At 63.6% G+C, this 22,290-nt stretch carries 20 protein-coding genes; 17 read left to right on the top strand and 3 right to left on the bottom strand.

Annotated features, from left to right (window positions below; translation table 11 throughout):
- Positions 1 to 49: 49 nt before the first annotated feature.
- A complete protein-coding gene (gene torT / locus AB5Y94_RS01210; protein WP_368204532.1) occupies positions 50 to 1,102 on the top strand; it encodes a TMAO reductase system periplasmic protein TorT in 1,053 nt (350 codons plus the stop codon).
- Between the two features lie 21 nt (positions 1,103 to 1,123).
- Positions 1,124 to 1,528: a GFA family protein gene (locus AB5Y94_RS01205; protein ID WP_368204530.1), complete on the top strand. Its 405-nt coding sequence runs from the start codon at positions 1,124 to 1,126 to the stop codon at positions 1,526 to 1,528.
- Between the two features lie 20 nt (positions 1,529 to 1,548).
- Here AB5Y94_RS01205 and torR read toward each other — a convergent pair whose 3' ends face one another.
- The gene (gene torR, locus AB5Y94_RS01200) at positions 1,549 to 2,262 is read right to left on the bottom strand and encodes a two-component system response regulator TorR (protein ID WP_095592158.1); all 714 of its coding nucleotides are present in this window, start codon (positions 2,260 to 2,262) and stop codon (positions 1,549 to 1,551) included.
- A gap of 148 nt (positions 2,263 to 2,410) precedes the next feature.
- Here torR and torC point away from each other — a divergent pair, with 148 nt between their 5' ends.
- From torC to AB5Y94_RS01165, 7 genes are all read left to right on the top strand, one after another.
- Positions 2,411 to 3,574: a pentaheme c-type cytochrome TorC gene (torC, locus tag AB5Y94_RS01195; protein WP_124249632.1), complete on the top strand. Its 1,164-nt coding sequence runs from the start codon at positions 2,411 to 2,413 to the stop codon at positions 3,572 to 3,574.
- Between the two features lie 27 nt (positions 3,575 to 3,601).
- Entirely contained in the window at positions 3,602 to 6,094 is a 2,493-nt protein-coding gene (gene torA / locus AB5Y94_RS01190; protein WP_368204528.1) for a trimethylamine-N-oxide reductase TorA, read from the top strand.
- Positions 6,095 to 6,192: 98 nt separating this feature from the next.
- Entirely contained in the window at positions 6,193 to 6,861 is a 669-nt protein-coding gene (gene torD, locus AB5Y94_RS01185) for a molecular chaperone TorD (protein WP_368204526.1), read from the top strand.
- A gap of 4 nt (positions 6,862 to 6,865) precedes the next feature.
- On the top strand, positions 6,866 to 7,234 hold the full coding sequence (locus AB5Y94_RS01180; protein WP_017765174.1) for a hypothetical protein: 369 nt from the start codon (positions 6,866 to 6,868) through the stop codon (positions 7,232 to 7,234).
- A 169-nt stretch (positions 7,235 to 7,403) separates the two neighbouring features.
- Positions 7,404 to 8,546, top strand: a complete 1,143-nt coding sequence (locus tag AB5Y94_RS01175) for a hypothetical protein (RefSeq protein WP_216973303.1) — start codon at positions 7,404 to 7,406, stop codon at positions 8,544 to 8,546.
- Entirely contained in the window at positions 8,533 to 9,156 is a 624-nt protein-coding gene (locus AB5Y94_RS01170) for a hypothetical protein (protein ID WP_117402448.1), read from the top strand. Before AB5Y94_RS01175 ends, AB5Y94_RS01170 begins: the two co-directional genes overlap by 14 nt.
- 102 nt (positions 9,157 to 9,258) lie before the next feature.
- Complete coding sequence (locus AB5Y94_RS01165) at positions 9,259 to 11,709, top strand: EAL domain-containing protein (RefSeq protein ID WP_368204524.1); 2,451 nt, start codon at positions 9,259 to 9,261, stop codon at positions 11,707 to 11,709.
- Positions 11,710 to 11,743: 34 nt separating this feature from the next.
- Here the strand turns inward: AB5Y94_RS01165 and AB5Y94_RS01160 are convergent, their stop codons facing one another.
- Complete coding sequence (locus tag AB5Y94_RS01160; RefSeq protein WP_017779921.1) at positions 11,744 to 12,043, bottom strand: hypothetical protein; 300 nt, start codon at positions 12,041 to 12,043, stop codon at positions 11,744 to 11,746.
- 170 nt (positions 12,044 to 12,213) lie between these two features.
- Here AB5Y94_RS01160 and acs point away from each other — a divergent pair, with 170 nt between their 5' ends.
- The 7 genes from acs to AB5Y94_RS01125 all read left to right on the top strand — a co-directional run bounded on the left by acs (position 12,214) and on the right by AB5Y94_RS01125 (position 20,057).
- Positions 12,214 to 14,160 carry an acetate--CoA ligase gene (gene acs, locus AB5Y94_RS01155; RefSeq protein ID WP_017788400.1) on the top strand — a complete coding sequence of 649 codons (1,947 nt, stop codon included), beginning with the start codon at positions 12,214 to 12,216 and terminating at the stop codon, positions 14,158 to 14,160.
- A 265-nt stretch (positions 14,161 to 14,425) separates the two neighbouring features.
- Positions 14,426 to 14,875, top strand: a complete 450-nt coding sequence (gene aroQ / locus AB5Y94_RS01150) for a type II 3-dehydroquinate dehydratase (protein WP_010633081.1) — start codon at positions 14,426 to 14,428, stop codon at positions 14,873 to 14,875.
- Positions 14,876 to 14,911: 36 nt separating this feature from the next.
- Positions 14,912 to 15,370 (top strand): acetyl-CoA carboxylase biotin carboxyl carrier protein, encoded by a 459-nt coding sequence (gene accB / locus AB5Y94_RS01145; RefSeq protein ID WP_005298038.1) that lies wholly within the window; start codon positions 14,912 to 14,914, stop codon positions 15,368 to 15,370.
- A 15-nt stretch (positions 15,371 to 15,385) separates the two neighbouring features.
- The gene (gene accC, locus AB5Y94_RS01140) at positions 15,386 to 16,726 is read left to right on the top strand and encodes an acetyl-CoA carboxylase biotin carboxylase subunit (RefSeq protein ID WP_005298029.1); all 1,341 of its coding nucleotides are present in this window, start codon (positions 15,386 to 15,388) and stop codon (positions 16,724 to 16,726) included.
- Between the two features lie 79 nt (positions 16,727 to 16,805).
- The gene (locus tag AB5Y94_RS01135) at positions 16,806 to 17,084 is read left to right on the top strand and encodes a YhdT family protein (RefSeq protein ID WP_010633080.1); all 279 of its coding nucleotides are present in this window, start codon (positions 16,806 to 16,808) and stop codon (positions 17,082 to 17,084) included.
- Positions 17,074 to 18,552 carry a sodium/pantothenate symporter gene (panF, locus tag AB5Y94_RS01130; protein ID WP_368204523.1) on the top strand — a complete coding sequence of 493 codons (1,479 nt, stop codon included), beginning with the start codon at positions 17,074 to 17,076 and terminating at the stop codon, positions 18,550 to 18,552. Before AB5Y94_RS01135 ends, panF begins: the two co-directional genes overlap by 11 nt.
- Before the next feature lie 77 nt (positions 18,553 to 18,629).
- Positions 18,630 to 20,057: a PTS transporter subunit EIIC gene (locus AB5Y94_RS01125; protein WP_005298024.1), complete on the top strand. Its 1,428-nt coding sequence runs from the start codon at positions 18,630 to 18,632 to the stop codon at positions 20,055 to 20,057.
- A gap of 2 nt (positions 20,058 to 20,059) precedes the next feature.
- On the opposite strand, the gene AB5Y94_RS01120 is transcribed toward AB5Y94_RS01125, so the two are convergent.
- On the bottom strand, positions 20,060 to 20,932 hold the full coding sequence (locus tag AB5Y94_RS01120; protein WP_005298022.1) for a LysR family transcriptional regulator: 873 nt from the start codon (positions 20,930 to 20,932) through the stop codon (positions 20,060 to 20,062).
- A gap of 100 nt (positions 20,933 to 21,032) precedes the next feature.
- On the opposite strand from AB5Y94_RS01120, the gene AB5Y94_RS01115 reads away from it, so the two are divergent.
- Positions 21,033 to 22,049: a zinc-binding alcohol dehydrogenase family protein gene (locus AB5Y94_RS01115; RefSeq protein ID WP_368204521.1), complete on the top strand. Its 1,017-nt coding sequence runs from the start codon at positions 21,033 to 21,035 to the stop codon at positions 22,047 to 22,049.
- The last annotated feature ends 241 nt before the right edge of the window (positions 22,050 to 22,290 follow it).

Here is a 22,290-nt window from a genome sequence, read left to right as displayed (position 1 = left end):
CGACTTTGACCGGATAATATGGCCCCACACTTTAACAAAACCCCCGGCCATGCGAAGCGTCTGTCTCTCCCTGTTGCTCCTGCTGCTCCCGGCCTGCGCCCTCGCCTTCGAGGTGGATCACTGGCCGGACGGCGCCTTCGGCGGCAAGCCGGCTCGCCTGAACTGGCAAGGGCCAGCCCCCGTCACCCGCCCCCTGACCCTGTGCGCTTTCTACCCCCACCTGCGCGATGCCTACTGGCTGTCGGTCAATCAGGGCATGGTGGAGGAGGCCAAGCGGCTCGGCGTGAAGCTGCGTATCCACGAGGCGGGCGGTTACGGCGCCCTTGCCGAACAGCGCCGCCAGTTGCAGCAGTGCGTGAGCGAGGGGAGCGACGCCATCCTGCTCGGCGCGGTGAGCTACGACGGGCTCGGCGAGGCGATCGGCGCCAGCCCGCTGCCGGTGTTCGGCCTGGTCAACGATCTGCCCGCCGGACTGGTCAAGGCCAAGGTGGGGGTCTCCTGGTATCAGATGGGCTGGCGCATGGGCCACTGGCTGGCACAGCGCCACCCTGCAGGCAGCCCGCCAGTGACGGTGGCGCTCTTTCCCGGCCCGCAGGCGAGCGGTGGCAACAATTTCGTCGAGCCCGGCTTTGCCGCAGCCATCCAGGGCAGCGCCATCAGGCTGGTGACCACGGCGCGCGGTGACAACAGCCGCGAGATCCAGCGCACCCTGGTGCAGCAGACCCTGGCCCGCCACCCCGACCTCGACTATCTGGTGGGGGGCGCCATCGCCGCCGAAGTGGCGGTCAACGAGCTGGCGCAGCGCCAACTCACAAAACCCCAAGTATTGAGCACCTACTTCAGCCACGGGGTGCAACGCGGCCTGCGACGGGGCAAGGTCCTGGCCGCCAACAGCGATCAGATGCGCCAGCAGGGGCGCCTTGCAGTGGCCCAGGCGGTCTGCCTGCTGCAAAGACCCGAGGCCGGCGAGCAGCAGTGCCCGCGGGTGATGGGCCCCCCCATCCTGACTCTGGAGGCCCCCCTGGCCAATCCCGCCAACTCTCTGTCCGATGGCACCTTTCGCCCCGTCTACCGGGTCGGCTTCGACGCCAGCGGCAACTAACCAAGTACTCAAGGAGAAGAGATGAACACATTGCATGCGAGCTGCCTGTGCGGCGCCGTGGCCCTGACCCTGCCGGATCAGTTCGACTACATGGGCAACTGCCATTGCTCTGAGTGCCGCAAGTTTTCCGGGGCGGACTACGCCTCGGTCGGCGGGCTGGATGGTGACAAGGTGACCATCGCGAAGGGGAGCGAGGCCATCGGCCGCTACCAGAAATCGGACGAGACCAGCCTCGCCTTCTGCCGCCACTGCGGCTCCAGCCTGTTCAGCCAGAAGCGCAGCACGGGCAAGATCAATCTGCGGCTGGGGATACTGGACGAGGCGCCGAGCCAGCGCCCCGCCTTTCACATCTTCGTCGGCTCCAAGGCCCCCTGGCACCAGATAGGGGATGACTGCCCGCAGTTTGACACCCGACCATCGGCCTGAGCGCCTAGCAAAGCTGAGGATCAGGCGGCCAGCTCGCCGGCGAACAGATAACCTTCCCCGTGCACGGTGACGAACAGTTGCGGGTCACGGGGATCTTGCTCCATCTTGCCCCGCAGGCGGCGGATCAGCACGTCTATGGTGCGATCGCTCGGGCCATCGCCGCGGTGGCTGGTGAGGGCAAGGATCCGTTCCCGGCTCAGCACCCGCCCGGCGTTGGCGATGAAGGCCACCAGCACCTCGTACTCCGCCTTGGTCAGGCGCACCGGCACCCCATCCTTGCTGAGCTGGCGACGGGGAATATCGAAGCGCCAGGGGCCGAAGCGCACCGCATCGTCGGCCGGGGCCGGCTCGCACGGCTGGGCTGCGGCCAATGAGATGCGCCATAGCAGGTTCTTGACCCGCACCAGCAATTCCCTGAGCTCGAATGGTTTGGTGACATAGTCGTCGGCTCCCATCTCGAGGCCGACGATCCTGTCCACCGCATCGCTGCGACCGGTCACCAGGATGATCCCCACTGTGCTGCGGGCGCGCAGTTCACGGGTCAGCAGCAAGCCATCCTCCCCCGGCAGGTTGATGTCCAGCATCACCAGGGCCACCTCCTGCTCTGCCAGCACGGCCCGCATCTCCTGGCCGTTTTCGACCGCGGTCACCCGATAGCCTTCCCGTTCGAAATAGCCGGTCAGCTTCTCGCGGGTGACGGCATCATCTTCAACAACCAGAATGTGGTGGCTCATGGGCAAGGTCCGCGGCGTTCAACAAGGGAGGGTTATTCTATTCATATTTTGTCATAAATACCCCTATTTCATTAATTTCCGACGGCAGCCCTGTTCACAACGCCTCCCTATCATGGCCTCCATCAAAAAAGTGATGTGAGAGACCATTATGAAAAAACTGTGGCATTTCCTGCGCACACCCAGCCGTCGCTGGTCGGTGCTGGCGCTGGTTCTGGCGGGCGTCGGGGTCACCCTGGCCGGTACCGTTGGCTTGCACTACGGCTTCGAGAAGACCAGTACCCTCGAGTTCTGTATCTCCTGCCATACCATGAAGGACACCGTGTACCCCGAGTACAAGGAGTCCATTCACTTCAAGAACGCCTCCGGCGTCCAGGCCGTCTGTACCGACTGCCACCAGCCGAAGGACTTCGTCGGCAAGGTGGCCCGCAAGATGGAGGCGGCCAACGACCTCTATCAGCAGTACATCGGTCACAGCATCGACACCCAGGAGAAATTTGAAGACCGGCGTCTGCACCTGGCCGAGAAGGTCTGGGCGCGCATGAGCAGCCAGAACTCCAAGACCTGCAAGTCCTGCCACAGCTACGACAACATGGACCACGCCAAGCAGTCTCCTGCCGCCGCCAAGGCGATGACCGAGGCCGCCGCGAAGAACATGAACTGCATTGAGTGCCACAAGGGCATCGCTCATGAACTGCCGAACATGGCGGGCGGCTTCCGTGCCACCTACGCCACCCTGGCAAACGAAGCCCAGCAGGCACCGGCCGCCGAGACCCTCTACACCCTGGGTGAGAAGGATCTCTACGAAAGCGAAGAGAGCACCGATCCGGTCGGCAAGCTGCTGCCCGCCTCCCGCATCGAAGTCGTGGCCCGCAGCGGCGATCGCCTCAAGGTGACCATCGAAGGCTGGCGCGAAACCGAAGGCAAGGGCCGCGTGCTGAGCGAGTACATGGGCAAGCGAGTCTTCGTGGCCACCATCCGTGACGAGCTCAAGGCAAACGAGAAGATCCTGAAACAGGAAACTGACAGCGCCACCCATATCAAGTGGGAACAGGTACAGGTTCAGGCCTGGGTCGATGGCAAGGGCCTCGAATCCTCCCTCAAACCGATCTGGGATTATGCCGGCGAGATGTACAAGTCCACCTGCAACTCCTGCCACGCGGCGCCGGATCCGGCTCACTTCACCGCCAACGGCTGGATCTCGGGTCTCAAGGCCATGTCTGCCTACTATCGCCTGAGCAAGGAAGAGGAGCGCACCCTGCTCAAGTACCTGCAAAACCATGCCGCCGATACCGGTGGTCAGGGCAGCCACTAATTCCGGATTCGAAAGAGGAATAACAAGATGATCAATATTTCCCGTCGTGGTTTTCTGGGTGGCTTGCTGGCCAGCGGTGCCAGCGCCCTGATCGGCCCCTCCCTGCTCGGTCGCGCCGTGATGGCCGCCGAGTCCGGCGAAAAACTGGTGCAGTCCGGCTCCCACTGGGGCGCCTTCCGCGCCCGTGTGGTCAACGGCCGCTGGGTCGAGACCCTGCCGTTCGAGCATGACAAGCATCCGACCGAGATGCTCAAGGCCCTGAGTGAAGTGGTCTACAACCCCTCCCGCATCCGCTACCCCATGGTGCGTCTGGACTGGCTGCGCAAGGGCCACCAGTCCGACACCAGCGAGCGCGGCCAGAACCGCTTCGTGCGGGTGACCTGGTCTCAGGCGCTGGACTTCTTCTATCACGAGCTGGAGCGGGTGCAGAAGACCTATGGCCCGAGCGCCCTCTACGCCGGTCACTCAGGCTGGCAGTCGGTCGGCAAGCTGCACTCCGCCGGCGCCATGCTGGGCCGCGCCATGAACCTGCACGGTACCTATCTGGCCAAGGCCGGTGACTACTCCACCGGCGCCGCCCAGGTGATCCTGCCCCACGTGGCGGGCGCCATGGAGGTGTACGAGCAGCAAACTTCCTGGCCCCTGGTGCTGGAGCACAGCAAGACCATCGTCATCTGGGGTTCCGATCCCATCAAGAACCTGCAGGTGGGCTGGTTGGTGCCGGATCACAGCGTCTACGAATACTGGGCACAGCTGAAAGAGAAAGTGGCCAAGGGCGAGATCAAGGTCATCAGCGTCGACCCGGTCAAGTCCAAGACCCAGAAGTACCTCAATTGCGATCAGGTGACCCTGAACCCGCAGACCGACGTGCCCCTGATGCTGGGTATCGCCCATACCCTCTACAGCGAGAAGCGTCACGACGAGGACTTCCTCAAGAACTACACCACCGGCTTTGACAAGTTCCTGCCCTATCTGCTGGGCACCAAGGATGGCCAGGTGAAGGATGCCGAGTGGGCCTCCGCCATCTGTGGCGTGCCTGCCGACACCATTCGCGAGCTGGCGCGCACCATGGCCAGCGGCCGCACCCAGCTCATCGGCGGCTGGTGTGTGCAGCGCATGCACCACGGCGAACAGTACGCCTGGATGCTGGTGGTACTGGCCTCCATGCTGGGCCAGATCGGCCTGCCGGGCGGTGGCTACGGGTTTGGCTGGCACTACAACGGCGCCGGTACCATCACCAGCACGGGCCCCATCATGTCCGGCTTCAGCTCCGTCATTCCCGGGGTCAAGCCGCTGCACAACGGCGACTGGAAGGGCTACTCCAGGTTCATCCCGGTGGCCCGTTTCGTCGACTGCATCCTGAACCCGGGCAAGCGCATCGCCTTCAACGGTCAGACCATCACCTATCCCCAGATGAAGATGGCGGTGTTCTGCGGCAACAACCCGTTCCACCACCAGCAGGATCGCAACAAGATGATCGCCGCCTGGCGCAAGCTGGAAACCGTGGTCAGCGTGGATCACCAGTGGACCGCCAGCTGCCGCTTCGCCGATATTGTGCTGCCGGCCACCACCACCTACGAGCGGGATGACATCGAGCAGTGGGGGTCCCACTCCAACGCCGGCATCCTGGCCATGCACAAGGTGGTCGAGCCGCTGTTCGAGGCGCGCGACGACTACGACATCTTCGCCGATCTGTGCCGTCGCTTCGATCGCGAGGCCGAGTTCACCGGTGGCAAGACCAAGCTGGAGTGGATCCAGAGCATCTATGACGACGCCCGCCTGCAGGGCCGCGGCATCGGCATCCGCCTGCCCCGCTTCAGCCAGTTCTGGCACGGTGAAGGCTTCGTCAGCTTCCCGGCGGGCCAGCCCTGGGTGCGTCACGAGTCGTTCCGCAAGGAGCCGGATCTGGAACCGCTGGGCACCCCGTCCGGCCTCATCGAGATCTACTCCAAGACCATCGCCGACTACGGCTACGCGGATTGCCCGGGCCACCCGGTCTGGATCGAGCCCTACGAGCGCTCCCACGGCGGTCATGGCAGCCAGCAGTTCCCGCTGCACCTGCAATCCTGTCACCCGGACAAGCGGCTGCACAGCCAGCTCTGCTCCTCCGATGCCTACCGTGCCACCTATACGGTGCAGGGGCGCGAGCCGGTCTACATGAACCCGCAGGACGCCAGGGCGCGCGGGCTCAAGGACGGGGATCTGGTGCGGGTCTTCAACGGCCGCGGTCAGGTGCTGGCCGGTCTGGTGGTGAGCGAAGACTACGCCCCCGGCGTGGTGCGCATCCAGGAGGGGGCCTGGTACGGCCCGCAAGAGGGCGGCAAGGTGGGGACCTTGTGTACCTATGGCGACCCCAACGTGCTGACCGCCGACATCGGCTCCTCCAGCCTGGCGCAGGCCACCACGGCCCACACCGCGTTGGTGGAGATCGAGAAGTTCCACGGGCAGGCACCGGCCGTCACCGCCTTCGGGGCACCGGAATCCGCCAAGGGCATCGATCCCATGTTCCCGGCACTGTGACCCGAGGGGACGAAAGTCACCCCTTGAGTTTCCTTTATTTTTAAAGTCGTTAGAATCGGGAGCCTCTATGGCTCCCGATTGTCATCCACGGAGGATAAATGCAGGAATTCATGGCTACCAGCGAACGCCGGGCCGAGCTTTACTGGTGGTTCTCCACCCTGTTCGCTGCCGAGCTCAGTGATGCACAGATCGCTGAATACGACACCTATGACGTGCGCAGCTTCTTGAAGAGCCTCTCCACTCTCGATCCGATGCGCGAGGCGGTGGCCGAACTGAACGAGGCCATCGCCCGCCTGCTGGTGCGCCCGGATCGCCAGCTGGAGCTCTCCGCCGACTTCGCCGGTCTGTTCCTGGTGGATCCCAAGCAGGGTGCCCTGCCTTACGAATCGCTCTATCGCGGCGAGGGCAAGCTGCTGATGCAGGCCCCCATGAGCGAGATGCAGGCTCGCCTCGATCGCCTCGGCATCAACGTCAGCGACAAGTACAAAGAGCCTGCTGATCACCTGGCCATCGAGCTGGATCTGATGGGCAACCTCATCATCCGCGCCGCCGAGGCGACCACCGCCGCCCAGCGTGAAAGCTGGCTCGGCGAGCAGGAGTCCCTGCTGCACGGCCACCTGCTGGGCTGGTTCGACAAGTTCGAGAGCGCCTGCCGCGCCGCCGACCAGTTCGGCTTCTACGGCGCCAGTGCCCGGCTGCTGGGGGTATTCCTCAAGATGGATGCCAACTACCTCAGCCTGGTCAAACCGGCGCAAACCGCCGACTAAGCCGATGAAGACAGCCCTGCTCCTGATCGCATGCTGGCTGCTGGCCCTGATCCCGCAGGATCAGGGCATTACTCCCCTCGTCACCCTGCTGTTCAATCCGGACCGGGAACTCTACGGCACCGCCCAGCTTACCGGCTTCGCCGGCATACTGCTGACCCTCTACCTTGCCAACCTCGGCGTCGAGGTGGTGCTGCGCCGCCGCTTCCAGATAGCGGGCATGCTGGCCCTGCTGGCCGCCTGGATCGACTTCATTCACAGCAGTGGCAGCGAGGCCCACTGGCTGCTGCTCTACGCCATGGCGCTGCCGTTTCACGTGGTCGGCTGGCTGGTCCTGGTGCGCGGCATCCAGGCGTTTGGCCGCCAGAAAGGCTGAAAAAGCGCCAAAACTATTACAAATCATGACAGCCCGATCCCCCCGGTTGCCCTTGTGGCAAGGTCAGCGGGGTAATTGCGGGTAACATTCGCTTACATTCAGCTCCCGTTCAGTTTCACGACAACCGCTATAGTGCCGCTCCTTTTCCGACCGATACAGGAGCATCAGCATGCCTCCACAGGATGCGCGCATCACGGGCCTCGATCTGCTGCGAGGGCTCGTCATCTTCATGGCCGTCTTCGAGCACTACACCGGCTACCTCAACTACTGGTACATCGACTTCTTCAATCGGGAGCACGCCCTGTGGGACAGCTTCTACCTCTCCCACAAGGCGATGGCCGGCCAGCTGCTGCCCATGGATCATCTGACGGCCCAGGTGTCGGCCTGGCTCATCCCCTGGGTCAGCCAGATCTACCTGGCACTGGCCGCCTTCAACCTCAGTCGCCGTGATCAGGCCAGCTTCAGACCGCAGCTGGGCGGCAAGCTGGTGCTGTTCGCCAGCATCATACTGGTGCTCTATGTGGAAGGACTGGTGATCGCCCCCAACTTCGGCGAGGCGATCTCTTTCTATCCGGTGATGCTGTGGATGTGCCTGCTGGCGCTCTTCTCACTGGTCTACGCCTGGTTCGGCATCCGCGGCATGTTGCTGCTGACCCTGCTCAGCCTGCTGCTGGATCAGCTCGGCGTGCAGGATCTGCTCGGTCACATCGACGGCTGGATGAAGCTGCATGTACACCCCGACTACGAGCTGGATGCCCGCCTCGACCTCTTCATGGCCAGCGGCTGCTTCGGCTTCCTCTACGGCTGGTGCTGGCATCAGCGGCCCCAATGGCGGGACCGCCTCAACACGCTGGTGCTGACGCTCTCGCTGGTGGCACTGGCCTGCTATCTCATGTTCGGCGAGACCAGCACGGTCGAGCTCAGCGACATCTACGCCAACGAGCACGAGCTGGCGATGGACATGATCGGACGTGCCGGCATCTGGGGCATGGAGTTTCTGGTGATCGGGGCCGTGCTCTGGCTGCATCAGCGCAACATCCGTCTCTGCTGGCGCCCGCTCAACTGGATCGGCATGTACTCGCTGACCGTCTTCATCTTCCACAAGAGCATCTTCGTGCACCTGTGGGGCCCGCTCCTGCTGTGGTGGACCGCCCGCCAGGGCACCATCCTGCCCAACAATTTCGGCCTCATCATGGCGCTCAGCGCCACCAGCGTGCTGCTCATTTATGCCTTCCAGCGTTCCGGCATCATCTGCCACCTGATGGGCATGCATCAGGATCGGGACTGGGTGCGGCTCTATGGCAACAAATAAGCACTGGCTGGTGCTGCTGCTCCTGGCGCTGCCGGTCTGCGCCAAGGAGCTGGCCATCGGCGGTCAGTGGCAGCTGGACAGCAAGCAGGCGGGCAGCGGCAGCAGCGACAGCACCCAGTTCTGGGTCGGTTACGAGCGGGAGACCCAGGTCGGCCTCATCTTCGCCGACGGCCAGAGCGCCGGGGTGGCGCTGCCGCTCTACGACAAGAGCTTTATCGCCCTCGGCGTCAGTCCGATGGAGGTGATCGACCGTACCCGCTTCAGCGCACTCTGGCGCCTGGGCTGGCAACTGGATGACGATCACCAGCTCACCCTGGGCCAGCTCTATGACGTCAGCGGGCGCTATGGCCAGCTCTGGTACATGGAGCACAGCCTGCCGCTGCCTGCCGGGCTCTCCCTCAATCTCTGGCTGACCCGCGGCAGTCAGGCCCACATGGCCGCCTATGGGGCGGACGAAGGCTTGCGGGACTGGGGGCTCACGCTGGAGCGCAGCTGGTGCTGGCAGCAGTGGCGACTGGGCACCGAGATCGGCGCCAAGCAGTGGCTCATCAAGGAGCATGACTGGCAGCCGGTGATCAACCTCACCCTGAGCTACCACTTCGGAAAATAACCAAACTGGGGGCAAATGAGCCCCCACATCTTCCCTCCAGCAGGCTTCATGCCATACTGACAACACCTCAAATGACAAAACAGTCAATTTTGGAGTCCCGTGATGGGGAAAGAGCTTTTCGACGCCATGCCCGATCCGCCGCAGGCGGGGCAGTTGAGCGTGAACGAGCTGCAGCAGCTGTTCGAACTGGCCCCGTTTGGCATAGGCATCTTCGATCGCCACTTTCGCTGCCGCAGCGTCAACCAGACCCTGGCCGACCTCAACGGCCTCTCCCGGGAGGAGCACTATGGCCACACCCTGCGGGAAATCGTCCCGGCCCTGGCCCCCGTGCTGGAGCCCCTGTTCCAGCAGATCATCAGCAGCGGCGTCCCCCGGGTCGAGCTGAACCTGAGCGGCCATACCGCGGCTCATCAGGGCCAGCAACGCCACTGGCAGGCGATCTACAGCCCCATGCTCGACGAACAGGGCGTGCCCGACGGCATTCTCACCATAGTGCGCGACGTGACCGAACAGGTCGAGTCGCAGCGGCGGCTGCAACTGGCCATGAATGCCGGCCGGATCGGGGTGTGGGAGTGGCATGTCAAGGAGGACAGACTGCAGTTTGACGGCCGGGTCGAGCAGCTGCTCGGCACCGCCGTCAGCGAGTTTCAGGGGGGAATGGATCAGTTCATCAAGCGCTTCGATCCCCTCTCTGGCGAACAGCTCAGGGCGGCGCTCAAGGGCACGGCCCCCATTCATCTCACCCTCGGTTACCTGGGGCCCGATCAGCAGCGAGGCTGGGTCGACATCCATGCCGATCACGTGGCAGCCAGCGAACATCTGGGGCGACGCATCACCGGAGTGATCCACGACGCCACCGATCGCTGCACCCAGGAAGACAAGCTGCGCCAGGCCAACGTGGTGTTCGAAACCGCCGCCGAAGGCATCATCATCATGGATGGCCAGCGCCAGATCATCTCGGTCAACCCGGCCTTCTGCAGCATGACTCAGTACGAGGAGGATGAGGTCGTCGGCAAGTCACCGGAAGCCATCATGCACCCGCGCCGCCACACCGACATCGATTATCCCTGGCATACCCTGTTGCCCGGCAGTCACGCCTGGCATGGCGAGATGATGTGTCTGCGCAAGGATGGCGGCTACTTCACCTCCTGGCAGCATGTCAGCGCCGTCCACGACAGTCGCCACAACACCACCAACTACGTCATCGCCTTCTCCGACATCAGCGCCATTCGCAAGGCCGAAGCACAGCTCAACCACCTCGCCTATCACGATCCCCTGACCGAGCTCGGCAACCGCAACCTGCTGCAGGAGCGGCTTGAGCTGGAGATCAAGACCGCCCACCTCAACCGGCAGCAGCTCGCCTTGCTGTTCATCGATCTGGACGGCTTCAAGCTGATCAACGACACCCTGGGCCACCGGGCCGGGGACGAGCTGCTCAAGCTGCTGGCCGAGCGCATTCGCCGGCTCCTACACCACAATGACGTGGCGGCCCGGCTGGGGGGCGATGAGTTTCTGGTGCTGATCCCCTACTTCGAGCAGCCGGAGGAGCTGGCCAGGCTCGCCGAGCAGCTGCTGGCCCGCCTGCGCGAGCCGGTCGAGCTGGATCACGAGCGGGTGGCCGTCTCCGCCAGCATCGGCATCGCCCTCTATCCGGAACACGCCACCACCCCGGACACCCTGGTCAGTGCCGCCGACAGCGCCATGTACGAGGCGAAGAACCAGGGCCGCAACGGTTACCTTTTCTATACCCCGGACATGACGGAACAGACCCGGGAGCGACTGAGCATGGAGCAGGGGCTGTTCCAGGCCATCGAACAACAGCAGCTCTGCATCCTCTATCAACCCATGACGGACCTGGCCAGCAACCAGCTGAGCGGGCTGGAAGCCCTGCTGCGCTGGCAACACCCCAGCGAGGGCATGATAGGGCCGACCCGCTTCATTCCGGTGGCCGAGGAGTGCGGCCTTATCGAGCAGATCGGGGAGTGGGTGATGCGTACCGCCTGCCAGCAGGGACAAGCCTGGCTGGCCGCAGGGCTGGCGGTGCCCAGACTGTCGGTCAATGTGTCGGTGCGGGAGATGCGCTCGGCAGGTTACGTGGAGCGGGTCGCCGCCATCCTGGCCGAGACCGGTTTTCCGCCGCAGCGGCTGGAGATAGAGGTCACCGAGAGCATCATCCAGCGGGTCGACCAGAGTCTGCAGCTGTTCAAGCGGCTGAAGGCGCTGGGGGTGCAGATCGCCATCGACGATTTTGGCACCGGCTTCTCATCCCTGAGCCTGCTGAAAAGCCTGCCCATCGATCGCATCAAGATAGACAAGACCTTCGTGCAGGCGCTGCCCGATGACAAGCACAGCCGGGAGCTGTGCCGCACCATCGTCAACCTGGCCGACAGCCTGGGCATGATGGTGACCGCCGAAGGGATAGAGACCCAGGCCCAGCGCCAGTTTCTGCAATCCCTCCACTGTCAGGAGGGGCAGGGCTATCTGTTCAGCCATCCGCTGGCCGAGCCCCATCTGGCGGCGCAGCTGGCATCGGGCAGGAATCACTGGTGCTGACCCCCGCGCCAGGGGGGTGACAGCCACTGCCGGCTCAATCGTTGAAGGTCAGCCTGGCGTCCCACCCTTCGTCCTGCTGCCGGCGTGACTCTTCCAGCAAGGAGTCCTGCGGATAGGAGGACTTTTTCTCCCCGAGAGTGACGGACACCGGCGGCTTGCGCGCCAGCCATGCCTCGCTCAGCTGGCCGCTGATGTGATCCCGCAGTGAGGGTGAATCGGGCTGTGTCGGTGTCAGTTCAAGACCATTGGCATGGGGGGCGGCCAATGCGGCCTCATCGGTGGCCTTCGGGGCCTCGAACTGCCAGAGGGAGGAGCAAAGAAGCAGGGTCAACACGGGGGCTGTCTCCATCGGTAAAAGCGACGTTTTACCCAATCGGCGATGAATTGTCATCGACGCGACTGTAAGCGGATGTTGCCATCTATCCAAAAGTCTAATTGCCCTCCCCCGCCAAAGGTATAAGTTGTTACCCAATCATTACAAAAATGTATTCAAAGGAGTGACACATGAGCGAGAGCAAGGTCTACCCGGTCAAAGCCCACATCAGCCAGGGCGCCCTGCTGGACAAGGCAGGCTATGAGGCCATGTACCAGGCCTCGGTGCAGAACCCGGATGCCTTCTGGGGCGAGCAGGGCAAGATCCTCGACTGGATGAAGCCTTATACCCGGGTCAAGAACACCTCCTACGATCCGGGCCACGTCTCCATCAAGTGGTATGAAGACGGCCTGCTCAACGTCTCTGCCAACTGCCTGGATCGCCATCTGAGCGAGCGCGGCGACAAGGTCGCCATCATCTGGGAAGGGGACAGCCCGGCCGAGGATCGCAAGCTCACCTATCGCGAGCTGCACACCGAGGTGTGCAAGTTTGCCAACGTCCTGAAGGCACAAGGGGTGCATCGCGGCGACGTGGTCTGCCTCTACATGCCCATGGTGCCGGAAGCGGCCATCGCCATGCTGGCCTGTACCCGCATCGGCGCCGTGCACAGCATCGTCTTCGGCGGTTTCTCGCCAGAAGCCCTGGCCGGTCGCATCATCGACTCCGGCTCCACCATCGTCGTCACCGCCGATGAGGGGCTGCGTGGCGGCCGCCCGGTGCCGCTCAAGAAGAATGTGGATGAAGCGCTCACCAACCCGGAGACCAAGGTCAGCAAGGTGATCGTGCTCAAACGTACCGGCGGCAACATCGCCTGGCACAACCACCGCGATCTGTGGTGGCATGAGGCAACGGCTGCCGTCAGCAGTGACTGCCCGCCGGAGGCGATGGGGGCCGAAGACCCGCTGTTCATCCTCTACACCTCCGGCTCCACCGGCAAACCCAAAGGGGTGCTGCACACCACCGGCGGCTATCTGGTCTATGCCACCCTCACCTTCAAGTACATCTTCGACTACCACGAGGAGGACATCTACTGGTGTACCGCCGACGTGGGCTGGGTCACCGGCCACTCCTACCTGGTCTACGGGCCGCTCGCCAACGGTGCCACCACCATCATGTTCGAAGGGGTGCCCAACTATCCGGCGACCAACCGCATGAGCCAAGTGGTGGACAAGCACCAGGTCACCATCCTCTACACCGCCCCCACCGCCATCCGCGCGCTGATGGCCAAGGGCAACGAGGCAGTTGAGGGTACCTCCCGTTCGAGCCTGCGCATCATGGGCTCGGTGGGCGAGCCCATCAACCCGGAAGCCTGGGAGTGGTACTACCGCACCATAGGCGACGAGCGCTGCCCCATCGTCGACACCTGGTGGCAGACCGAGACCGGCGGCATCCTCATCAGCCCGCTGCCCGGCGTCACCGATCTCAAGCCAGGCTCGGCCACCCGCCCCTTCTTCGGCGTGCAGCCGGCGCTGGTGGACAACATGGGCGAGCCGCTGGAGGGGGCCACCGAGGGCAACCTGGTGATCACCGACTCCTGGCCGGGTCAGATGCGCACCGTATTCGGCGATCACGAACGCTTTGAACAGACCTACTTCTCCACCTTCCCCGGCCGTTACTTCACCGGCGACGGTGCCCGTCGCGACGAGGATGGCTACTACTGGATCACCGGCCGGGTGGATGATGTACTGAACGTCTCCGGCCACCGCATGGGCACCGCCGAGATCGAATCCGCGCTGGTGGCTCATCCGAAGATCGCCGAAGCGGCTGTGGTGGGAGTACCGCACGAGATCAAGGGTCAGGGCATCTACGCCTATGTCACCCTGATCGCCGGCGAAGAGCCGAGCCGGGAGCTGCACAAGGAGGTAAAGGAGTGGGTCCGCAAGGAGATCGGCGCCATCGCCACCCCGGACGTGATCCACTGGGCCGAGGGGCTGCCCAAGACCCGTTCCGGCAAGATCATGCGGCGCATTCTGCGCAAGATCGCCACCGGCGAGACCGACAGCCTGGGGGATATCTCCACCCTGGCGGATCCGGGCGTAGTGGACAAACTCATTCGCGAGAAGTCCGAAGCCGCCTGATCCCGTCTGCCTTTTGCCTCCAAAGCCGGCCCTGTGCCGGCTTTGTCATTCCTGCTAGTGAGTGTTTTGACAGCCGACCTAATAGAGCAAAAAACAGACAGATGTAGAGATTAGACCAGTAAAATGCTGCTAATTTTCACGAAATCAATATAATTGCGAAATCTGTGTGCCAGTGCACACCGATTTGAGCAGAAAATGGCTAGATTTCTGGTAGTCCACAAGATAGCTGACAGATAGCAGCATTATCATCGAGGATGTACTCAATATGTCGCAAAAACACCGAATTCTCCTGCTCAACGGGCCAAACCTGAACCTGCTGGGCAAACGGGAACCGGGCATCTACGGCAGCAAGACGCTCGATGAGATCGTCGCCGATCTGACGCTAAGTGCCGGCGAACTCGGGGTCACACTGGAACACCTGCAATCCAACGCCGAACATGAGCTGGTCGGCCGCATCCACCAGGCCATGGGTCAGGTGGACTTCATCATCATCAATCCGGCCGCCTTCACCCACACCAGCGTCGCCCTCCGCGATGCGCTGCTGGGTGTGGCCATCCCCTTTATCGAGGTTCACCTGTCCAACGTCCACGCCAGGGAACCCTTCCGTCATCACTCCTATCTGTCTGATGTCGCCAAGGGGGTCATTTGTGGGCTGGGGGCCGATGGCTACCAATTCGCTTTAACCGCGGCCGTGCACCAGTTGCGCGCGGCTTGATAATCACTGATCAGATAAAGAAGAAAGAGAATGCTAATGGATATCCGCAAAATCAAGAAGCTGATTGAACTGGTTGAAGAGTCCGGCATCGCCGAACTGGAGATCTCCGAAGGTGAAGAGTCCGTTCGCATCAGCCGCAACTTCTCCGGTCAGGTGACCGCTGCTCCGCAGATGATCATGCCGCAGGTTGCTGCCCCGGTAGCCGCTCCTGTCGCCGCCGCCCCGGCCGCCGCAGCACCGGCTGCCGACGCCACCCCGGCCGGTCACCTGATGCGCTCCCCCATGGTCGGTTCCTTCTACCGCTCTTCCAGCCCGGAAGCCAAGCCGTTCGTGGAAGTGGGCCAGCACGTCAATGTCGGCGATACCCTGTGCATCGTCGAAGCCATGAAAATGATGAACCAAATCGAATCCGACAAGGCCGGCGTGATCAAAGCGATCCTGGTTGAAAATGGTCAGGCCGTCGAATTCGACGAGCCGCTGTTCATCATCGAATAAGGGAAATCGCCACCCATGTTGGACAAAGTAGTCATCGCCAACCGCGGTGAAATTGCCCTGCGGATCCTGCGCGCCTGCAAAGAGCTCGGGATCAAGACAGTGGCCGTTCACTCCACCGCCGACCGGGAGCTCAAGCATGTGCTGCTGGCCGACGAAACCATCTGTATCGGCAAACCGGCCAGTACCGACTCCTACCTCAACGTGCCGGCCATCATCGCCGCCGCCGAGGTGACCGGTGCCGTTGCCATTCACCCCGGCTACGGCTTCCTCTCCGAGAACGCCGACTTTGCCGAAGTGGTCGAGAAATCCGGCTTCGTCTTCATCGGCCCGCGCGCCGAGACCATTCGCCTGATGGGTGACAAGGTCTCCGCCATCGAGGCGATGAAGAAAGCGGGCGTACCCTGCGTACCGGGCTCCGACGGTCCGGTTGACAGCGATGCCAAGCACAACGCCGCCATTGCCAAGCGCATTGGCTACCCGGTGATCATCAAGGCCGCCGGTGGCGGTGGTGGTCGCGGCATGCGCGTGGTGCGCAGCGAAGCCGAGCTGGCTGCCGCCATCGCGCTGACCAAGTCCGAAGCAGGCCAGTTCTTCAAGAACGACATGGTCTACATGGAGAAGTACCTGGAGAACCCGCGCCACATCGAGATCCAGGTGCTGGCAGACGGCCAGGGCAACGCCCTCTATCTGGGCGAGCGCGACTGCTCCATGCAGCGTCGCCACCAGAAGGTGGTCGAAGAGGCACCGGCGCCGGGCATCACCGCCGAGATGCGCAAGTTCATCGGTGAACGCTGCGTGCGCGCCTGTATCGAGATCGGCTACCGCGGTGCGGGTACTTTCGAGTTCCTGTACGAAAACGGCGAGTTCTATTTCATCGAGATGAACACCCGGATCCAGGTAGAGCACCCGGTTACCGAGATGGTCACCGGCGTCGACCTCATCAAGGAGCAGCTGCGCATCGCCGCCGGCCAGCCCCTGTCGATCACCCAGCAGGACATCCGCATCCGTGGCCACGCCATCGAGTGCCGGATCAACGCCGAAGACCCGGCCACCTTCATGCCGTCTCCGGGCCTGATCCAGCGCTTCCACGCACCGGGTGGTCTGGGCGTGCGTTGGGACTCCCACATCTACGCCGGCTACAAGGTGCCGCCCTACTACGACTCCATGATCGGCAAGCTGATCTGTTACGGTGAAAACCGCGACGTCGCCATTGCCCGCATGCGTCAGGCGCTGGACGAGCTGGTGGTGGAAGGGATCAAGACCAACGTCTCCCTGCAAAAAGAGATCATGAAGGACGAAAACTTCCAGCACGGTGGTACCAATATCCACTACCTGCACAAGAAGCTGGGTCTGTAAGACTCGCGTCCGCAGATCTTCTGCTGAAAAAGGGCCATGGCGACATGGCCCTTTTTTGTTATCCTTGCGCCCCTCGAAATTGTCGGAGGCCAAGGTGAACCGTTTTGCGCTCGCTCGTCGGGAAGCAGCACTCTGCCTGCTGCTGACCCTGCTCTACTTCCTTGCCTGGTATGGCACGGCCTATTTCATCCCCGAAGAGATCGAATTCTGGGATATGCCGCTCTGGTTCCTGCTCAGCTGCATTCTGATGCCGCTGCTGTTCATCGTGCTGTGCGGCCTGATGGTGGATCGCCTGTTCGTGGACATCCCCCTCGACTCCCAGCCCCTCGATGACAAGGAGCCTCCCCATGAATCTTGAGCTGCTGCTGCCGCTGTGCATCTATCTGGTGCTGGTGCTGGGGGTCGGTTTCTGGGCCAGCCGCCACCGGGTGGGCGGTGACTTCGTGCAGGAGTACTTCATCGGCAACCGCAGCATGGGCGGCCTGGTGCTGGCCATGACCCTGGTGGCCACTTACACCTCGGCCTCCTCCTTTATCGGCGGGCCGGGGGCCGCCTACAAGATTGGTCTGGGCTGGGTGCTGCTGGCGATGATCCAGCTGCCCACCGTCTGGCTCACCCTGGGGGTGCTTGGCAAGAAGTTCGCCATCATCGCCCGCCGGGTCAATGCGGTGACCATCAACGACATGCTGTGGGCCCGCTACCAGAGCAGGGCCGTGGTGGTGCTGGGCTCGGTCACCATTATCCTCGCCTTCATCGCCACCATGGTGGTGCAGTTCATCGGCGGCGCCCGCCTGCTGGAGACCGCCACCGGCCTCTCTTACCAGCAGGGACTCTTGCTGTTTGCCGGCTGCGTGCTGCTCTACACGGTGATCGGCGGCTTTCGCGCCGTGGTGATGACGGATGCGCTGCAGGGGATCATCATGCTGATCGGCACCGGCGCCCTGCTGGCGGGGATCCTGATCGCGGGGGATGGTTTGCCCAACCTTATCCACCAGCTCAAGGCGATCGATCCCAAGCTGGTGAGCCCGCAGGGGGCCGGCGACATGCTGACCCAGCCCTTCATGCTGAGCTTCTGGGTGCTGGTCTGCGTCGGGGTGGTGGGGCTGCCCCACTCGGCCCTGCGCTGCTTTGGCTATCGCGACAGCAAGGCGCTGCATCGCGGCATCCTGATCGGCACCATCGTCAGCGCCTTCCTGATGTTCGGCATGCACCTGGCCGGGGCGCTGGGCCGCGCCATCCTGCCCGGCATGGACAGTCCGGACAAGATCATGCCCTCCCTGATGATGGAAGTGCTGCCCCCCTGGCTGGCCGGGGTCTTCCTGGCGGCCCCCATGGCGGCCATCATGTCCACCATCGACTCCCAGCTGATCCAGGCCTCCGCCACGTTGGTGAAGGATCTCTACCTCAACTACCTGAGCCCGGAGAAGGCCGGCCAGGAGAAACTGGAGGTACGGGTGCCGCGCCTCTCCCTGCTCTGCACCCTGACCCTGGGCACCCTGGTGCTGCTGGCGGCGCTGCAGCCCCCCGAGATGATCATCTGGCTCAACCTGCTCGCCTTCGGCGGCCTGCAGGCGGTGTTCCTCTGGCCGCTGGTGCTCGGCCTCTACTGGTCACGGGCCAACGGCCCCGGCGCCCTGGCCAGCATGGTGTGCGGCATTCTCTGCTACGCCATCTTGAGCCAGTGGGGGATCAAGCTGGCCGGTCTGCACGCCATCGTGCCGAGCCTGGCGCTGGGGCTGATCGCCTTCGTGCTGGTCAGCCTGCTCACCCCGGCCCCGAGCCAGAGCGTAAGGCGGCTCTTCGAACCTTGTTCAGCAATGGATTAATAAAGGGTTCCGAAACTATCCCAAAATGGGTGCTTTAAGGGTAAACTGTGCGCCATGTCACAAAACAGTGCGCCCTTATGCCCGTCCAGAACGCCAGACAGATCCTGACCCAAGCCCTGCAGCGACTCGGTTACGCCCTGTTGCTGCCGGTCTCCATCCTGCCGCTGGCGGCCCTGCTCTATCGGCTCGGCCAGCCGGATGTGCTGGATCTGGCGGTGCTCTCCCTCACCGGTCGCGCCCTGTTCAGCCAGATGCCGCTCATCTATGCGGTGGCCATCGCTTTCGGGCTGAGCCGCCAAGGCGAGGGGAGCCAGGCGCTGGCCGGGGCGGTCAACTTCCTGCTGCTGAGCTCGGCGCTCGGCACCCTGGCTCCCGGCCTGCACAGCGACATGATCTGCGGCCTGCTGGCGGGATTGACCACTGCCATCGTCTACCCCTGGCTCAAGCGCCACCCCATGCCCCACTGGCTGCGACTGGTCAATGGCGATTTCACCAGCCTGCTCGCCTCGGCACTGGCCTGCCTGCTGCTGGCCTTCCCCCTCGCGCTGCTCTGGCCACTGCTGGAGCAGGGCATCACCCTGCTCGCCTCCGAGCTGCTCACCACCCCGCTCGGCGCCTTCTGCTACGGCGTGCTGAACCGGCTGCTGATCCCGCTCGGCCTGCACCAGGTGCTGGGCAGCCTCATCGGGCTGGGGGAGAGCAACCTGCAGGCGCTGGCCAGCGCCCAGCCGCTGCACGAAGGCTATGTGGCCGGGCTCTACCCCATCATCATGTTCGGCCTGCCTGGCGCCTGTTTCGCCATCTGGCTGCACCGCCAGCGCATGCAGCGGCTGCCGCAGGGGGGGCTGCTGCTCACCCTGGCGCTCACCTCGGCGCTGGTGGGGATCACCGAGCCCATCGAGTTCCTGTTCGCCTTCACCGCCCCCTGGCTGTTTCTGGCCCACGCCCTGCTGACCGGCCTGTCGCTCGCCACCTGCAGCGCGCTCGGCATCAAGGTGGGCAGCTACTTCTCCGCCGGCCTGCTGGATCTGGTGCTGAGCTACCACGCCGGCGAGCACAGCTTCTGGCTCATTCCGGTCGGCATCCTGTTCTTTGTCGCCTACACCTTGCTGTTCTATCAGCTGCTGGAGCGCACGCCCCTCAGCCTGCCGAGCAAGCCCATCGCGCCGGAGCACCCGCGCCTGGCCAGCGTCGCCCCCTCCGATCCCCAGATGCTGGCGATCCAGTACCTCAAGGTGCTGGGGGGCATGGACAACCTGCAGGCCATGAGCGTCTGCCTGACCCGTCTCAGCCTGCGGGTGCGCGACATCTCGCTGGTGGATCAATCCCGCCTGCTGGGGCTGGGCTGCCTCTCCTGGATCCAGCTCAACGACCATCAGCTGGTGCTGGTGCTGGGCCCCAACGCCAGCCTCATTGAAGGGCAGATCCGCATGCTGGCGGAACGCCAGTCGGTGCCACTCGGCCTCAAGCCCAATCAGGAGTCGGCCGGCCAGAGCGGCTGGTAACCTCAGGCAAACGGCAACCGCTCGGCCACAAAATCCATCAGGCTGCGCAGGGCGGGGGCCAGGTGTTCCCGGCTCGGGTAGATGAGATAGAAGGGGTTGGGCGGCACGGCGAGCTCGGGCAATACCCTCTGCAAGCGGCCACTCGCCAGATCCCCTTCGCAGACGTGATGGGGCAGCAGCGCAATTCCCCCTTCGTTGATGGCCAGCTCCCGCAGCGCCAGCAGGCTGTTGCTGATGCAGGCCCCCTGCGGCCGCCAGCCCCCCTCCTGCAGCGGCCACACCGGCAACGATGTGTGCACCAGGCAGGCGTATCGACCCAGCTCGCTCAGCTGTTGCGGCATGCCGTGGGCCGCCAGATAGGCGGGTGCCGCCACCAGATGGCGCGGCACCTGACCGATGCGCCGACAGATGAGGCTGGAGTCTTTCAGCGGCGCCGCCCGCAGCGCCAGATCATAACCCTCCCCCACCAGATCGAGCTGCTCATCGCAGAGGGTCAGCTCAAGCACCACCTCGGGATAGAGGGCTCGAAACTCGGCCAGGATCCGACCGAGCAGCAGGGTGCCGGTGGCCTCCGGCGCGGTGATCCGCACCCGGCCGGCCGGGGCTGCGCGCAGCCTCGCCATCGCCAGATTGGCGCTGCGGGCCAGCGCCAGCAGCGCCCGGCACTGTTCCACATAGACCTCTCCCTGCGGGGTCAGGCTCAACCGGCGGGTGGTACGCTGCAACAGGCGCACCCCGAGCTGGGATTCGAGCCGCGAGATCTTCTGGCTGACCGAGGATTTGGGCATGCCAAGCAGCTCGGCCGCACCGGTAAAACTGCCCTGCTCCACCACGGTGGCAAACAGCCCCATCAGCTCCAGTTCGACATTGTTCATATATTCAAACAGTCTTTACCAATTACCCATCTTAATCTGAATAATCAACCAGACTAGAGTGGCTGGCAATCCCCATCCAACCGATTTGAAAGGAACTGCCATGAAAGCCATCGCCCTGACCCACTATCTGCCGAGCGATCATCCCGACTGCTTTATCGAGGCCAATCTGGCCGACCCGACGCCGGGCCCGCGCGACCTGCTGGTGCGGGTCAACGCCACTTCCATCAACCCGGTCGACACCAAGGTGCGCGCCCCCAAGGCCAAGGTCGAGAGCAGCCCGCGGGTGCTGGGCTGGGACGCCGTGGGCGAAGTGATCGCCGTCGGCCGCGAGGTGACCCTGTTCAAGGCGGGCGACCGGGTCTGGTATGCCGGCGACATCAGCCGCCCCGGCAGCAACAGCGCCCTGCAACTGGTGGATGAGCGCATCGCCGCCCTCGCCCCCGCCAGCCTGAGCGACCTGGAGGCGGCCGCCCTGCCGCTCACCGCCATCACCGCCTGGGAGACCCTGTTCGAGCGCATGGGCCTCAGCCGCGAGAGCCGCGGACGGCTGCTCATCATCGGCGGCGCCGGCGGGGTCGGCTCCATCGCCATCCAGCTGGCCCGCCAGCTCACCGGCATGGAGGTGATCGCCACCGCCTCCCGCCCCGAAACCCGGGCCTGGTGTCTGCAGATGGGGGCCCATCAGGTGGTGAGCCATCACCAGTTGCAAGAGGAGCTCACCGCCCTCGACATCAACCAGGTGGACGCCATCTTCTGCACCAATGCCACCGAGCAGCACTGGGATGCCATGGCCAGCCTCATCAGCCCGTTCGGCCATATCTGCACCATCGCCGAGTCGAGCGAGCCCTGGGATCTCTCCCTGCTCAAGAGCAAGAGCGTCACCTTCAGCCAGGAGTTCATGTTTACCCGCTCCCTGTTCCAGACCCCGGACATGATCGAGCAGCACAACCTGTTGGGGCTGGTCGCCGCCCTGGTGGATCAGGGCGTGGTCAAGAGCACCCTCAGCAAGGTGGTACCCGAGCTGACCCCGACGACCCTGGCTCAGGCCCATGCCGAGGTGGAAGCCGGCCGCATGGTGGGCAAGCTGGTGATCGACATGAGCCGGTTCGGCATCTAATCCCTTATGGGTAAAAACTGCACCATCATGGGGTGAACTCACCAGTGACAAGCCCCATCACTGCACAGCACATATCAGGCAACAGACAGTCACCACGCAGCTTCACCATAAAAAAGCCAAAAAAAGGGGCCATCCCGCCGGGATGGCCCTAAATACCTGAACGTTGGGGTAACAATCACACACATATCCTTATGCAGGACTTCTGAACCTTTGCAGCTAGTGTGCCAATCCCGCCCCCCTC

This window comes from Aeromonas sp. s5, assembly GCF_040907865.1.
In the GTDB taxonomy this organism is placed as follows: domain Bacteria; phylum Pseudomonadota; class Gammaproteobacteria; order Enterobacterales; family Aeromonadaceae; genus Aeromonas; species Aeromonas dhakensis.
The sequence above is the reverse complement of the archived record's forward strand: the minus strand, read 5'-3'. Positions and strand labels throughout refer to the sequence as shown.